The sequence below is a fragment of the Arthrobacter sp. C2 genome, from assembly GCA_024207135.1.
Classification (GTDB): domain Bacteria; phylum Actinomycetota; class Actinomycetes; order Actinomycetales; family Micrococcaceae; genus Paeniglutamicibacter.
In genome coordinates this window covers 411,669-425,387 of record CP042428.1, presented here as the reverse complement: position 1 = coordinate 425,387, position 13,719 = coordinate 411,669, and the positions used below count along the sequence as shown (strand labels likewise).

Genomic DNA, 13,719 nt, shown 5'->3' with positions numbered 1-13,719 from the left:
TCCGGTTACTGGTCGCTGATGGGGGTCTGGTTGTAGGCGTCCACGCGCTCCTGGCCGGTGAGCTCCGCGATGGCATCGACGATCGCGTCGGTGGCGGCGCGGCGCTGCGGCAGCGGGTGCTTGCGGCCCAGGTGCTCGAATTGCAGCGGCTTGCCGAAGGCGAGGGTGAAGTGGTGCGGCTTGATGGTGTTCTTCCCGGCCGGCTGCAGGTTCTCGGTGCCGACCAGCCCGACCGGGACCACCGGGGCGCCGGTGGACAGCGCGAGCCAGCCCACGCCGGTGCGCCCGCGGTAGAGCTTGCCGTCGCGCGATCGGGTGCCCTCGGGGTAGATGCCGATGCCGCCGCCGGTCTCCAGGATGTCGACCAGGGATTCCAGGGCCGCGACGGAGGCAGCCTGTTCCCCGCGCTGGACCGGGATCGAGCCCACGGATTCGAAGAAGGTCTTCATGGCCTTGCCCCTGAGGCCCGGGGTGGTGAAGTACTCGGCCTTGGCGAAGAACGCGACATCCCGCGGGGTCAGCGCCTGGATGATGATGGAGTCCAGGAAGGAGAGGTGGTTGGAAGCGATGATGACCGGGCCGGTGCGGGGCACGTTTTCCAGTCCGGTGACGGTGGGGCGGCACAGCCCGGAAAGCAGCCCGCGGATCGAGGAGCGGGTCATGGTGTACAGGCTCATCTAGGCGCCGGCTCCCGTCGGGTTGGCGGCCACCAGGGATTCGCGCAGCGTTTCCTCGGCGGCGTTGCCCAGCAGCAGCCCGGCAAGCTCGGCCAGGTCCGCGGCGTGCGCCCCGGCACCGGCGGCCTCGAGCTCGCCGGCTTCGGCGAAGCCCCAGCCGGCGCCGATGGAGGCCATGTCGTTCTCGTGGGCGGCCTCGATGTCGTAGCGCCGGTCCCCCACCATCACGCACTGGGCGGGGTCCAGGTCGTGCTCGGCGATCGCCGCGGCCAGGATGTGGGTCTTGGAGGAGGAGGTGCCGTCGCCCTCGTCGTCGTTGCCGAAAACCCCGTCCAGCAGGGGCGTGATGCCCTGGACCTCGAGCAGGGCCCGGGCAATGTGGGTGGGCTTGGCGGTGGCGACCAGCACCGTGGTGCCGGAGGCACGCAGCGCGGCCAGGAGTTCGGGGACGCCGGGGTACGGACGTGATGCCGCCATGCCGGATTCGGCATATTGCGCACGGTAGGTGGCGATCAGCGAACCGATGGTCGAGGGGTCGACACCGTCGATGGTGGCCAGACCGATGGTCAGCGGGGGCCCGATGAGGGACAGGAGTTTTTCTTCACCCGGATCGGGGATCTGCGCCTGCGTCAACGCAAAGCGGATGCCCGAGGTGATAGCCCCGGCCGGATCCACAAGGGTTCCATCGAGGTCAAGCAGCACGGCGGAGGGAGCAATCATCACTGTCGTATTCTCGCATGAACTGGGCGCTTGTGCCGTACGCGCATGCCCGAAACGGCATACACGCACGGCGTTCGCAGCTAGCCCAGCAGCGGCGCGAGGAACCTTCCGGTGTAGCTGGCCTCGACCTTGGCGACCTGTTCGGGCGTGCCGACGGCAATGATCTCGCCGCCGCCGGAACCGCCCTCGGGGCCCAGGTCGATGACCCAGTCCGCGGACTTGATCACGTCGAGGTTGTGCTCGATGGTGATCACGGTGTTGCCCTTGTCCACCAGCCCCTGCAGGACCAGCAGGAGCTTGCGGATGTCCTCGAAATGCAGGCCGGTCGTGGGCTCGTCGAGCACATAGATGGAGCGTCCGTTGGAGCGTTTCTGCAGTTCCGCGGCGAGCTTCACGCGCTGTGCCTCGCCGCCCGAGAGCGTGGTGGAGGCCTGCCCGAGTCGGACGTAGCCCAACCCGACCTCCACCAGGGTGCGCAGGTGGCGGGCGATCGGGGTGAACGCGGCAAAGAACTCCGCACCCTCCTCGATGGGCATGTTCAGCACGTCGGCGATGGATTTGCCCTTGTAGTGGACCTCCAGGGTCTCGCGGTTGTAGCGCGCACCATGGCAAACCTCACACGGGACGTAGACGTCCGGAAGGAAGTTCATCTCGATCTTCAGCGTGCCGTCCCCCGAGCAGGATTCGCAGCGTCCGCCCTTGACGTTGAACGAGAAGCGTCCCGGCAGGTAGCCGCGGACCTTGGCCTCGTTGGTCTCGGCGAAGAGCTTGCGGATGTGGTCGAAGACCCCCGTGTAGGTGGCCGGGTTGGAGCGCGGGGTGCGGCCGATGGGCGACTGGTCGACGTGGATGACCTTGTCCAGGTGTTCGAGGCCCTCGACGCGGGTGTGGCGTCCGGGGACCTGCTTGGCTCCGTTGAGCCGGTTGGCGAGCACCTTGTAGAGCACGTCGTTGACCAGCGTGGACTTTCCGGAGCCCGAGACGCCGGTGATGGCCGTGAGCACGCCGAGCGGGAAGCGGGCGGTGACGTCCACGAGGTTGTTTTCGCGGGCACCGATGACCTTGACTTCGCGCTTCTTGTCGATCTTGCGGCGCTTGGCCGGAATCTCGATCTTCCTGCGCCCGGAGAGGTAGTCGCCGGTGATGGAGCGGGTGTTGGCCTTCAGGCCCTCCAGGGACCCGGAGTGCACGACCTCGCCGCCGTGTTCCCCGGCGCCGGGTCCGATGTCGACGATCCAGTCGGCCTCGGCGATGGTGTCCTCGTCGTGTTCGACGACGATGAGCGTGTTACCCAGGGACCGCAGCCGGGTCAGGGTTTCGATGAGCCGGCGGTTGTCGCGCTGGTGCAGCCCGATGGAGGGCTCGTCGAGCACGTAGAGCACCCCGACCAGTCCGGAGCCGATCTGCGTGGCCAGACGGATGCGCTGGGCCTCGCCGCCCGAAAGCGTGCCGGCGGCACGTTCCAGGTTCAGGTACTCCAGTCCGACGTCCAGCAGGAAGCGCAGGCGGGCCTGGATTTCCTTCAGGACCTGGTTCGCGATCTGGGCCTCGCGTCCGGTGAGGACGAGGTTTTCGAGGAACTCCGAGCATTCGCGCATCGGCATGGCCGAGACCTCGGCAATGGATTTGTCGTTGATCAGCACGGACAGCGAGGCGGAGTTCAGGCGTGCGCCGTTGCATTCCGGGCACGGGATCTGCCGCATGTATTCCTCGTACCGGTCTCGGGCGTTGTCCGATTCGGTTTCCAGGTGCTTGCGGTGGATGTACTGGACGACGCCCTCGAAGCCGGTGGAGTACTTGCGCTCCCGGCCGAAGCGGTTCTTGTACTGCACCACGACCTTGTGGTCCTTGCCGTGCAGGATGGCCTGGCGGGCGACGGCGGGCAGCTTGTTCCAGGGGGTTTCCAGCGTGAAGTCCAGCTCCGCGCCCAGTCCCCCGAGCAGGCGGTTCCAGTATTCGGTGGTGGCCGTGCCCAGCGACCACGGCGCGATGGCACCCTGGCCCAGGGGCATTTCCACGTCGGGAATGATCAGGTCCTCGTCGACCTCCAGGCGTGTGCCGATGCCGCTGCAGGCGGGGCAGGCGCCGAAGGGGTTGTTGAAGGAGAACGAGCGCGGTTCGATTTCATCGATGGCCAGCGGGTGCTCGTTGGGGCAGGCAAGGTTCTCGGAGAAGGCGCGCACCCGGCCCTCGTCTTCCGGGTCGAGGTCGACGAAGTCGATCAGGACCCGGCCCTCGGCGAGGTTCAGCGCGGTTTCGATGGAGTCGGTCAGGCGCTGGCTCACGGTGTCGTTGATGGCCAGGCGGTCGACCACGACCTCGATGGTGTGCTTGAACTGCTTGCCGAGCTTCGGCGGGTCGGAAAGCTGGATCGTTTCCCCGTCGACCCGGGCGCGGGAATAGCCCTTGGAGCCGAGCTCCTTGAAGAGGTCCACGAATTCGCCCTTGCGGCCGCGCACGACGGGTGCAAGGACCTGGAAGCGGGTCTTGGGTTCGAGCTCGAGCAGCTGGTCCACGATCTGCTGCGGGGTTTGCTTGGTGACGGCTTCGCCGCACACCGGGCAGTATGGGCGGCCCACGCGTGCCCAGAGCAGTCGCATGTAGTCGTAGATCTCGGTGATGGTTCCCACGGTGGACCGGGGGTTCTTCGAGGTCGACTTCTGGTCGATCGACACCGCGGGCGAGAGCCCCTCGATGAAGTCGACGTCCGGCTTGTCCACTTGCCCCAGGAACTGGCGGGCATAGGCCGAGAGGGATTCGACGTAGCGTCGCTGCCCTTCGGCGAAGATGGTGTCGAAAGCCAGGGACGACTTTCCGGAGCCGGAAAGGCCGGTGAACACGATCATTGCGTCACGGGGCAAATCCAGGTCGACGTTGCGTAGGTTGTGTTCGCGCGCGCCCTTCACCACCAGGCGGGTCAGGTCGTGCGGACGGAGGGTTTCAGGGGAGCGGGAAGTAGCCACCAGATCATGCTAATCGAAAACTGGTTCGAATGGAGCGAACTTGTGAGCAACAAGACGCAGGTCTATCCAACTTGCGAAGTGAACGCCGCCCGGACGTAGCCGATGGCTGCTTTCTCCGAGATCCCCCAGCGTGTCGCAACGGCCGCAAGCTCGGAGGCGGCGTCGGCAACGGCGACCGCGCCTTCATCTTCCGCCGCTTGGACGATCGTGCCGTGGCGGCCCCGGGTCACGACGACACCGGTCGCCTCCAATTCCTTGTAAACCTTCGCCGCCGTGTTGACCGCGAGACCGAGTTGTTCGGCGAGCGCCCGGACCGAGGGCAGTTTTGTCCCGGCCTTGAGTCGTCCCTTCGAGATGGCGACGAGTATCTGCTGCCTGACTTGCTGGTAGGGAGCGGTTTTGTCCGTGCTGTCGAGAGCGATGAATGCCAGCGGATTGCTGTCCACGTGTGCCGTCCTTTGTTGGTGCCGGGGGGCGGTGCTTGCGCTTCAGCCTATCGCGCCGGATTCGGCGTTCCACATAGGATGTTGCAATGAGTGAAACCTTCCTTGACCTCACTGACGTGACCATCCGATCCGTGAGCGTTTCCGAAATGTCCAACAACATCTACCTCGTGACGTCCAAGGGCGATGGCTCCCAGTTGCTGATCGATGCGGCCGACGATGTGGCGGCCATCGAGGGATTGGTTGACTCCGCTGCTTCGGACGCCAACGTCCCTACGCAGCTTGCGGGCATTGCCACGACCCACCAGCATTGGGACCACATCCGGGCGCTGGCAGAGTACGCCGGCAAGACCGGGGTGAAGACCTACGCGGGTGCCGAGGACGTGGACGGCATTGCTGCCGGCGCCAACGTCGTCATTGATGTTCCGCTGAAGCATGGCGACACGGTATCCGTTGGCCAAGTGGTCCTGGAGTGCGTGCACCTTCGTGGGCACACCCCGGGCTCGATTGCCTATGTGTTGCGGGACAGCGGTGGAACCACGGTGATCTTCAGCGGGGATTCCTTGTTCCCCGGTGGAGTGGGAAACACGGGGAACGATCCGCAGCGTTTTACCTCGTTGCTTGACGACGTGGAGACGCGGCTCTTTGGAGCGTACCCGGACGAGGCTTTGGTTCTCACGGGTCACGGGTCATCAACGACATTGGGCGCGGAGCGTCCGAGCCTGGACGAATGGCGCAACAGGGGCTGGTAGTCAGGGTTCCTTTGGGGACCCCGGAGGTGATTCCGGGGTCCCCGGCAGGGGCGGCGCCATGGCTCGATACATCTGTCCGCCGGGGGTGGTGATCAGGATGCTATGCCGCTGTCCCCGGATGAGGTGTTCTTCCCAGCCTTCGGTCTCTTTCACCTGGTTGCAGCAGACGCAGCGTCCGTCCAGGTTAATTTCGGTGGTTGTCCCGCCCCTGCGCACCTGATAGACGTGGTCGATGTGGCGAATCGGGGCATCGCAATATGGTGTTCGGCAGAATTGGTCGCGTATCTCGATGAGATCCCTGAGTTTGGGCGGCACACTGCGGGATTCGGAGTCCATAGCCAAGAGTTCGCCCGTCGTGGGCGCCGTATACACGCGGCGCATCCAGACGTCGACCTCGCTTTCTTCTTCCGAAGAAGTTCGGTCACCGGCAATGAGCCACCGGGCATGGGCTGCAGAGATGGTTCCGTAGCCATACAGGTGCGCAGGTTCACTGTCTCCCGCCAGCAGCGTGCGGTCGGTCATGTTCAGGTGCACCAGCAGCGAGGGCCGCAGCCCGTTTGCGTGCCCGGTGATTCCCGAGACCAGCGCGTCGGCCATGGTCTGGTCGTCGGTGCGGCGATCCTCGCTGGAGCGGAGCTTGGAAGCCTCGGCCCGCAGCGCCTGCTTCACCGCAACGCCCTGCGCCGCGGTGAGAAGTGCGTTCAGTCGCATCATCCCATCGGGTGTCGGGGTCAGCGTCACGCGGCGCTTGACCATGGCATCTGCCTGTTTGTTGGCTTCGACCCGGCCGTCGTAGGCGAGGGCTTCCTTGTCGATGCGCGATGCCAGTTGCTTGGTGCCCACGCCTTCGAGGGCGCCTCGCTCCCCTGCCATATTCCGGTCGATTTGTCGGCGAACGTCGACATGTATGTCACTGGTCTTGCTCACCATAAGCATGGCGCGCTCTTCGGTGAGCTCACCGCGCTCCAGCGCGTTGAAGGTGTAGGGCATTTGCTCGATCATGGCCCGCGAGTAGTTCACGAAGCGGGGCCCCAGGTGTTGGGCCTCCTTGCGCGCCAGGGCGACTTCAGCGCCGGTGCCACGCGCCGGGTTCTGCTGGTATAGGCCTTCTTCACGGTGCCTGGCAATGATGTCCTGCTCCAGGGCGTATGCTTCCTTGGCCTGGGCCGCACAGAGGGCGGATTTCGCGCGCTCCATCGCTGAGATCCGAGCGCCCCGCACCTGCTCACCCACGGTCTGCGGCAAGTGGGTCACGGCCTCGGCCATGCCGTTGATGAAATCGACGTAGCCGTCGCCGGGCCCTTCCGCTGCAGAGCGCTGCTTGGGAGGCCTGCGCAGATCCGAGGGGATGTGGCGATGGCCAAGGAGGATTTCCCCAGCTTCCTCCACGGTGAGGGATCTCGGGTTCGAATCGTATTCCTGGGAATCTTCGAACATACTTACCATTCTACGCCCGGATCGCAGGTTTGTGAAGGTTCCGGCGAGCGCAATCCATCATAAAAAGCCTAGTCAAAGTGCGGTAAGAAAATACTTTCGAAAAATCGTGCTCGTAGTGGCTAATGGAACTTGATGCCCTGGGATTCGCAGGCCTTCTTGAACGCGTCCTTGTCTGTGATTTCGGGGGCCCCGGCGGCATCGGTGTCGACCGCGGTGCGGATTTGTTCGGTGGAAGCCTTGGAACCGTGCTCGGCCGCCTTCTTCATGTTGGTTGCGCCGAGGTTTCCCGTATCCGCGTATCCGCTGCCGAAGTGGATGCAGGCGGTGTTCCCCTGCTGGTCGTTCAGGCGAAAGTCTTCGGCTGACGGCCCGGAGCAGGCGGCGAGCATCAAGGTGGCAGCGGCAAGAACCGGCAAAAGCTTCTTCATGTTCCCTAGCCTAGGAGAGCGGCATCCCACCTGGGAATCTGGTTGCCTTGGGGAAGGTTAGCGCTTGCGACCCACCATGAAGATACGCCGGAACGGGAACAAGGTCAGGGAGCCCCCGCGGGCGTCCGCGAAGGAGGGGTACGCCTGGGATACCAAACGGGCATACTCGGCCTCGAACGCGGCCGCATCTGTTTCCGAAAGCCTGGCAAGCACCGGACGCAGCGCCGTCCCGCGCACCCATTCCAGGACCGGGTCCGGCCCGCTGAGGATCTGCCCGTACGTCGTTTCCCAGACATCGGATTCGAATCCGGCCGCCAGCAGGATCTTCAGGTAGTCGGCGGGCTCCCCCACCGCGTCGTCCTGCCGCAGGACCCCGGCCAGCTGCGGGGCCCAACGCTCCGAGTTGGCCAGCTCCCGCATCAAAGTATGGGAAGGGGAGCCGAAGTTGCCCGGCACCTGGGCCGCAAACCAGGCCCCGGGGGCCAATGCCCCCAGCCACTTGGCGATGAGCTGCCGATGTTCGGGGATCCATTGCAGCATCGCGTTGGAGACCAGCACGTCGGTGTCGGGGGCCGGCATCCAGGTGCTCGCATCCGTCATGGCGAAGGACAGGTTGGCCGCGTGTTGCTTGGCCCGGGCCTGCTCGATCATTTCCTCCGAGGAGTCCAACCCGGTCACCCGGGCATCGGGCCAGCGCTCGGCCAGCGAATGGGTCAGGGGTCCCGGACCGCACCCCATATCCACCACGAGCTGCGGCGTCGCGGCGGTGATACGGGCCGTCAGATCGTAAAACGGACGGTCGCGATGGTCTGCAAACTGCACGTACTTGTTCGGGTCCCATTTCATAACCACAGCGTAAGCGGAAAGCCCCTCGTAAACCGATAGTCTTGGACACATCATGAAACTTACCGAGTTGCTGCCCAACACTCCCCCACGCGGTGCCACCGCCGAATCCACCTACGAAGCCTTCGTGAAGTGGGTGGAGGACCGCGGCATCGGGCTTTACCCGGCGCAGGACGAGGCCGTCATGGAATTCGTGGCCGGCAACAACGTCATCCTCGCCACCCCCACGGGATCCGGCAAGTCACTGGTGGCCGTCGCCGCGCACTTCCACGCGCTGGCCCGCGGGGAGCGCAGCTACTACACCGCCCCGATCAAGGCACTCGTCTCGGAAAAGTTCTTTGACCTGTGCAAGATCTTTGGCGCGGAGAACGTCGGAATGGTCACCGGCGATTCCTCGGTCAACCAGGACGCCCCCATCATCTGCTGCACCGCCGAGATCCTTGCCAACATCGCCCTGCGCGAAGGAAAGAACGCGGACCTCGGCCCGGTGGTCATGGACGAGTTCCACTTCTACTCCGACCCGCAGCGCGGCTGGGCCTGGCAGGTTCCGCTGCTCGAGCTCCCGCAGGCGCAATTCCTGATCATGAGCGCCACCCTGGGCGATGTCAGCCGCTTCGAGGACGAACTGACGCTGCGCACCGGACGCGACACCACCACCGTGGCGCACGCCGAACGGCCCATCCCGCTGCACTACTACTACTCGCAGGACCCGGTGCAGGAAGCCATCGAGGAACTGCTCTCCACCAAGCAGGTGCCGATCTACGTGGTGCACTTCAGCCAGCTGGAGGCCATCGACCGGGCCAGCGGGCTGATGAGCATCAATGTGTGCACCCGCGAGGAAAAGGACAGGATCTCCGAGCTCATCGCCGGATTCAGGTTCGCCCCGGGCTTCGGCAAGACGCTGAACCGGCTGGTCCGCCACGGCATCGGCGTCCACCATGCAGGCATGCTGCCCAAGTACCGCCGGCTGGTCGAGCAGCTGGCCCAGGCCGGACTGCTCAAGGTCATCTGCGGCACCGACACCCTGGGCGTGGGCATCAACGTCCCCATCCGCACCGTGCTGATCACCGCGCTGTCCAAGTACGACGGGGTGCGCACCCGAATCCTGAATTCCCGCGAATTCCACCAGATCGCCGGCCGCGCGGGCCGCGCGGGCTTCGACACCGCCGGAACCGTCGTGGTCCAGGCGCCCGAGCACTCCATCGAGAACAAGAAGGCCATGGAGAAGGCGGTCGCGAAGTTCGGCGACGATTCCAAGAAGATCCGCCAGGTCGTCAAGAAGAAGCCGCCGCAGGGCTTCGTGACCTGGGGAGAAAAGACCTATGAGCGGATCATCGCCTCCACCCCCGAGACGCTGAACTCCTCGTTCGCGGTGACCCACTCGATCCTGCTGAACCTGCTGGCGCGCGAGGGCGATTCCTTCGCCGCGGCACGCCGGCTGCTCACCGAGAACCACGAGCCGCCGGTGCGGCAGCGTGCCCTGCAGCGCAAGGCGCTGGGCATCCTTCGCGAGCTGCTGGCCACCGGGGTCGTCGAACGCCTCGAGCACCCCGACAGACACGGGAACATGCTGGCCCTCACGGTGCACCTGCAGGAGAACTTCGCGCTGAACCAGCCGCTGTCCCCGTTCGCGCTGGCGGCCCTGGAACTCTTCGACGCCGAGTCCCCCGGCTACGCGCTGGATGTGGTCTCGGTCATCGAGGCCACGCTGGAAAAGCCGCGCCAGGTGCTTTCGGCCCAGGAGAAGAAGGCCCGCGGCGAGGCGATTGCCGCGATGAAGGCCGAGGGCATGGAGTACAACGACCGCATGGCCGCGCTCGAGGAGGTCACCTACCCGCAGCCGCTGGCCGAGATCCTCACCAATGCCTTCGAGCAGTACCGCGCCGGCGCCCCGTGGCTCGGCGACTTCGAGGTGGCCCCCAAGTCTGTGGTCAGGGACATGTACGAGCGAGCCATGAGCTTCAGCGAATACGTGCAGTTCTACTCGCTGTCCCGCTCCGAGGGCGTGCTGCTGCGGTACCTCACCGACGCCTTCAAGGCGCTGCGCCAGACCGTGCCGCAGGACGCGCTGCGCGAGGACCTCGAGGACCTCATCGAGTGGCTCGGGGAACTGATCCGCCAGATCGACTCCTCGCTGCTGGACGAATGGGAGGAACTGGCCAACGGGGTGCTGCACGAGCCCGACGCCGAGATCATCCCGCCGGCCCCCGAGCGCCTGACCTCCAACGAGCGGGCCTTCCGCGTGATGGTGCGCAACGAGATGTTCCGCCGTGTGAAGCTCTTCGCCGACGAGCAGGACTCCGCCCTGGGCGAGCTGGACGGGCATTCCGGCTTCGGCGCCGATGCGTGGGCCGATGCCATGGACGCGTACTTCGAGGAACACGAGGACATCGACGACGGCCCCGGCGGCCGTGGGCCCAACCTGTTGCTGATCACCACCTCGAAGGACAGCTGGACGGTGCGCCAGGTCTTCGCCGACCCGGCCAACCACCACGACTGGGGCATCGACGCCACCGTCAACCTGGCGGACTCCGACGAGGCCGGGTACCCGGTCATCACGGTGACCAATGTGGGCCGCAAGGACTAGCACGCACCAAACACAGGCGCCCGCCGGGAAGGATTTCCCGGCGGGCGCCTGTGTTGTGTCCGGACCTCCCGGAGTTGCCTAGAACCCCAAGAGCTTGGTCAGTGGCTGGACCTGGTTGTGGGCCAGCAGCACGATCGGCACCACGAGCCCGGCCAGCGCGTAGATGGACACCGGGATGCACAGCAGCCATTCGCGCACCGAGCCTGCCCGGCCCAGCACGGGGATGGCGATCCGGCCTCCGGGCTTCCACACGTCCCTGAGCAGCGGCATGCGGCGGATGAAGCGCGGGGACTTGATCTTGATCGGCCAGATCAGGTTGCAGCCGCCGACCGTGAGCATGTCCCCGGCAATGTGCACCGCGCAGCCCACGGCCACCGCCAGGACCAGCCAGTTCTGCTCGTCGGGCGAGAACACCGCCACGAAGATGCCGGCCGGAACCGAGACCAACCACGGCAGCTTCGCCATGGTGTCGGGAATGAATTTCAGCGCCTTCAGCGCAAAGGACACCAGCAGCACCGCCAACAGCCCGGCACCCGGGTAGATGATCCCGAAGCGGGAATTCTCCATGGTCCACAGCCCCAGCACCCAGGCCAGGACGGTGAACGCCGCGATGCCCAGCAGCGAGTGCGTGCCGTTGCGGTGCCCTCCGGAAACCTCTCCGATGCCGGCGCAGATCGCGTTGGACACCGGCGGCAGCGAGTGCGCGATGGTGGCCCGGCGGTGGTCCGCATCGGGCAGCAGCGCCGCCCCCGCGCAGACCATGGCGCCCGCCACCCCGGCGATCGGGGATTGCTCCAGCAGGCCGAATCCCAGCGGGATCGCATCGGGCAGCCAGGTCAGCTTCTCGGAGAGACTCCCGGTGGGGAGCTTGAAATTCGTGGTCAACGCGATCCAGGCTGCTGCGCCGGTGGCCGCGTGGTGGCCGCCCATCATATTGCTTGGTGCCGTCCTTGCTTTGGTTCTTGCTTCTCGATCGCCCCCAACCTTAAGTGCTGCCACCCACGCGTTGGATTCACGGCACGCATGGCCCGCCGGTAGGCTTGGTCACATGCCCCTGATTCGCCCCGCGGCGCCCGCCGACGCCCCCGCCATCCTTGAACTCATCCACGAATTGGCGCTCTTCGAGCGCGAGCCCGACGCCGTGAGAAACACCGAAGCGGACCTCGCCGCCCATCTCTTCGGGCCGGACCCGCAGGTGTACGCGCACGTGGTGGACCAGGACGGCACGGTGCTGGGCTTCGCCCTGTGGTTCCTGACGTATTCCACCTGGGAGGGAACCCACGGGATCCACCTCGAGGACCTCTACGTGCGCGAGTCGGCGCGGGGCGCCGGACACGGCAAGGCACTCCTGGCCGAATTGGCACGCATTGCCGTGGCCCGCGGCTACCGGCGCGTGGAATGGAGCGTGCTGGACTGGAATACCCCGGCCATCGGCTTCTACGACTCGCTCGGCGCCGGTTCCATGGACGGCTGGACCGTGCGGCGCCTCGAAGGCGCAGCCCTGGCGGAACTGGGGGCAGGGGCATGAGCACCACCCACACCTTCCGCGGGATGAACACCACCGAGCACTACTTCCAGGTCCCGCTGGACCACGCCCGCCCGGCGGGCGAAAAGATCACGGTCTTTGCCCGCGAGATTTCCTCCACCGGGCACGCCGATCCCGCCTCGCTGCCCTGGTTGCTCTACCTGCAGGGCGGACCGGGCGGGAAGTCCCCGCGTCCGGCCTCGCTCACCGGCTGGATGGCCGAGGCGGCCAAGACCTTCCGCATCCTGCTGCTTGACCAGCGTGGCACCGGCCTGAGCACCCCGGCCAACCGCCAGTCCCTGCCGATGCGCGGGGACGCGGCGGCACAGGCCGCGTACCTCACGCACTTCCGCGCCGATTCGATCGTGCGCGACGCCGAAGCCATCCGCAAGGATCTCGGGATCGAGAAGTGGAGCACCTTCGGACAAAGCTACGGCGGCTTCTGCACGCTGACCTATCTGTCCCTGGCCCCGGCGGCCCTGGAACGCTGCATCGTCACCGGCGGGCTGGCCTCGCTCACCGCTGACGCGGACACCGTGTACCGGGCGACGTACCGGCGGATGGCCGAGCGCAACGCGGAATACTTCGACTGGTACCCGCAGGATCGCAAGGTCCTGCGCGGGATCGTCGCGCACCTGGCCCACACCGAGGAGCACCTGCCCAACGGCCGGGCGCTCACCGTGCCGCTGGTGCAGATGCTCGGCCAGTTCCTGGGCGGCAACGCCCGGGTGCACTCGCTGCACCACGTCTTCGAGGCCGCCTTCATCGACACCCCTGGCGGCAGGCGGCTCTCGGACACCTTCCTGGCTGCGGTCGCCGAGCAGGCCGACCGCACCACCAACCCGCTTTACGCGCTGATGCACGAGTCGATCTACGCGCAGGGAGCGGCCACCAACTGGTCCGCGCAGCGCGTGCTGGCCGAGTTCCCGGCGTTCTCCCCCGATGCCGAATTCCCGCTGCTGACCGGGGAAATGGTGTTCAGCTGGTACTTCGAAGACGACGCGGTGCTGCGCCCGCTGGAGGAAACCGCCCGGATCCTGGCCGAGCACGAGGACTGGGAACCGCTCTACGACCCCGCGGTGCTGGCCGCCAACACCGTGCCGGTCGCCGCGGCCGTCTACGCCCACGACGTGTACGTGGATCGGGACCTGTCGCTTCAAACCGCCGCGGCGGTCGGCAACGTGCGGGTGTGGGAAACCGAGGAGTTCCACCACGACGGGATCGGCGACGAGGGCGCGATGATCTTCGCGAAGCTGCTGGAGCTGGGCAAGGACTAGGCCGCGTCACACTGCCGGTCGCAATCACGACGGGAAACGCTTCCGTGATAGGTGTTGAAGTGCAACC

General features: G+C 66.0%; 12 protein-coding genes. 4 read left to right on the top strand and 8 right to left on the bottom strand.

Annotated elements, in window-relative coordinates; translation table 11 throughout:
- Window positions 1-5 precede the first annotated feature (5 nt).
- The 4 genes from FPY90_RS01940 to FPY90_RS01925 form a co-directional block, all read right to left on the bottom strand.
- On the bottom strand, window positions 6-677 hold the full coding sequence (locus FPY90_RS01940; protein WP_071213268.1) for a lysophospholipid acyltransferase family protein: 672 nt from the start codon (window positions 675-677) through the stop codon (window positions 6-8).
- The gene (locus tag FPY90_RS01935; protein WP_498683519.1) at window positions 678-1,397 is read right to left on the bottom strand and encodes an HAD hydrolase-like protein; all 720 of its coding nucleotides are present in this window, start codon (window positions 1,395-1,397) and stop codon (window positions 678-680) included. It abuts the gene before it with no gap.
- 80 nt (window positions 1,398-1,477) lie between these two features.
- Window positions 1,478-4,360, bottom strand: a complete 2,883-nt coding sequence (uvrA, locus tag FPY90_RS01930; RefSeq protein ID WP_139194695.1) for an excinuclease ABC subunit UvrA — start codon at window positions 4,358-4,360, stop codon at window positions 1,478-1,480.
- Between the two features lie 62 nt (window positions 4,361-4,422).
- Entirely contained in the window at window positions 4,423-4,806 is a 384-nt protein-coding gene (locus FPY90_RS01925; protein WP_083410976.1) for a GntR family transcriptional regulator, read from the bottom strand.
- Between the two features lie 86 nt (window positions 4,807-4,892).
- On the opposite strand from FPY90_RS01925, the gene FPY90_RS01920 reads away from it, so the two are divergent.
- On the top strand, window positions 4,893-5,555 hold the full coding sequence (locus FPY90_RS01920) for an MBL fold metallo-hydrolase (RefSeq protein ID WP_498683517.1): 663 nt from the start codon (window positions 4,893-4,895) through the stop codon (window positions 5,553-5,555).
- Here FPY90_RS01920 and FPY90_RS01915 read toward each other — a convergent pair whose 3' ends face one another.
- From FPY90_RS01915 to FPY90_RS01905, 3 genes are all read right to left on the bottom strand, one after another.
- Window positions 5,556-6,992, bottom strand: coding sequence for an HNH endonuclease (locus FPY90_RS01915; RefSeq protein WP_498683515.1), 1,437 nt, complete (start codon window positions 6,990-6,992; stop codon window positions 5,556-5,558).
- Window positions 6,993-7,111: 119 nt separating this feature from the next.
- The gene (locus tag FPY90_RS01910) at window positions 7,112-7,420 is read right to left on the bottom strand and encodes a hypothetical protein (RefSeq protein WP_071213272.1); all 309 of its coding nucleotides are present in this window, start codon (window positions 7,418-7,420) and stop codon (window positions 7,112-7,114) included.
- 57 nt (window positions 7,421-7,477) lie between these two features.
- Window positions 7,478-8,266 (bottom strand): trans-aconitate 2-methyltransferase, encoded by a 789-nt coding sequence (locus FPY90_RS01905; RefSeq protein ID WP_071213273.1) that lies wholly within the window; start codon window positions 8,264-8,266, stop codon window positions 7,478-7,480.
- 52 nt (window positions 8,267-8,318) lie between these two features.
- Here FPY90_RS01905 and FPY90_RS01900 point away from each other — a divergent pair, with 52 nt between their 5' ends.
- Window positions 8,319-10,850: a DEAD/DEAH box helicase gene (locus tag FPY90_RS01900; protein WP_498683512.1), complete on the top strand. Its 2,532-nt coding sequence runs from the start codon at window positions 8,319-8,321 to the stop codon at window positions 10,848-10,850.
- 78 nt (window positions 10,851-10,928) lie between these two features.
- On the opposite strand, the gene FPY90_RS01895 is transcribed toward FPY90_RS01900, so the two are convergent.
- Complete coding sequence (locus FPY90_RS01895) at window positions 10,929-11,783, bottom strand: metal-dependent hydrolase (protein ID WP_498683510.1); 855 nt, start codon at window positions 11,781-11,783, stop codon at window positions 10,929-10,931.
- A gap of 115 nt (window positions 11,784-11,898) precedes the next feature.
- Between FPY90_RS01895 and FPY90_RS01890 the strand changes: the two genes are divergently transcribed.
- A complete protein-coding gene (locus FPY90_RS01890; RefSeq protein ID WP_498683508.1) occupies window positions 11,899-12,378 on the top strand; it encodes a GNAT family N-acetyltransferase in 480 nt (159 codons plus the stop codon).
- On the top strand, window positions 12,375-13,652 hold the full coding sequence (locus tag FPY90_RS01885) for an alpha/beta fold hydrolase (protein WP_498683507.1): 1,278 nt from the start codon (window positions 12,375-12,377) through the stop codon (window positions 13,650-13,652). The genes FPY90_RS01890 and FPY90_RS01885 overlap by 4 nt, the downstream gene beginning before the upstream one ends.
- Window positions 13,653-13,719 lie beyond the last annotated feature (67 nt).

Coding starts and splice junctions, on each gene's coding strand:
- FPY90_RS01920 (WP_498683517.1), top strand. CDS start 4,893: ATGAGTGAAACCTTCCTTGACCTCACTGACGTGACCATCCGATCCGTG.
- FPY90_RS01885 (WP_498683507.1), top strand. CDS start 12,375: ATGAGCACCACCCACACCTTCCGCGGGATGAACACCACCGAGCACTAC.
- FPY90_RS01900 (WP_498683512.1), top strand. CDS start 8,319: ATGAAACTTACCGAGTTGCTGCCCAACACTCCCCCACGCGGTGCCACC.
- FPY90_RS01915 (WP_498683515.1), bottom strand. CDS start 6,992: ATGTTCGAAGATTCCCAGGAATACGATTCGAACCCGAGATCCCTCACC.
- FPY90_RS01910 (WP_071213272.1), bottom strand. CDS start 7,420: ATGAAGAAGCTTTTGCCGGTTCTTGCCGCTGCCACCTTGATGCTCGCC.
- FPY90_RS01905 (WP_071213273.1), bottom strand. CDS start 8,266: ATGAAATGGGACCCGAACAAGTACGTGCAGTTTGCAGACCATCGCGAC.
- FPY90_RS01935 (WP_498683519.1), bottom strand. CDS start 1,397: ATGATTGCTCCCTCCGCCGTGCTGCTTGACCTCGATGGAACCCTTGTG.
- FPY90_RS01940 (WP_071213268.1), bottom strand. CDS start 677: ATGAGCCTGTACACCATGACCCGCTCCTCGATCCGCGGGCTGCTTTCC.
- FPY90_RS01890 (WP_498683508.1), top strand. CDS start 11,899: ATGCCCCTGATTCGCCCCGCGGCGCCCGCCGACGCCCCCGCCATCCTT.
- FPY90_RS01895 (WP_498683510.1), bottom strand. CDS start 11,783: ATGATGGGCGGCCACCACGCGGCCACCGGCGCAGCAGCCTGGATCGCG.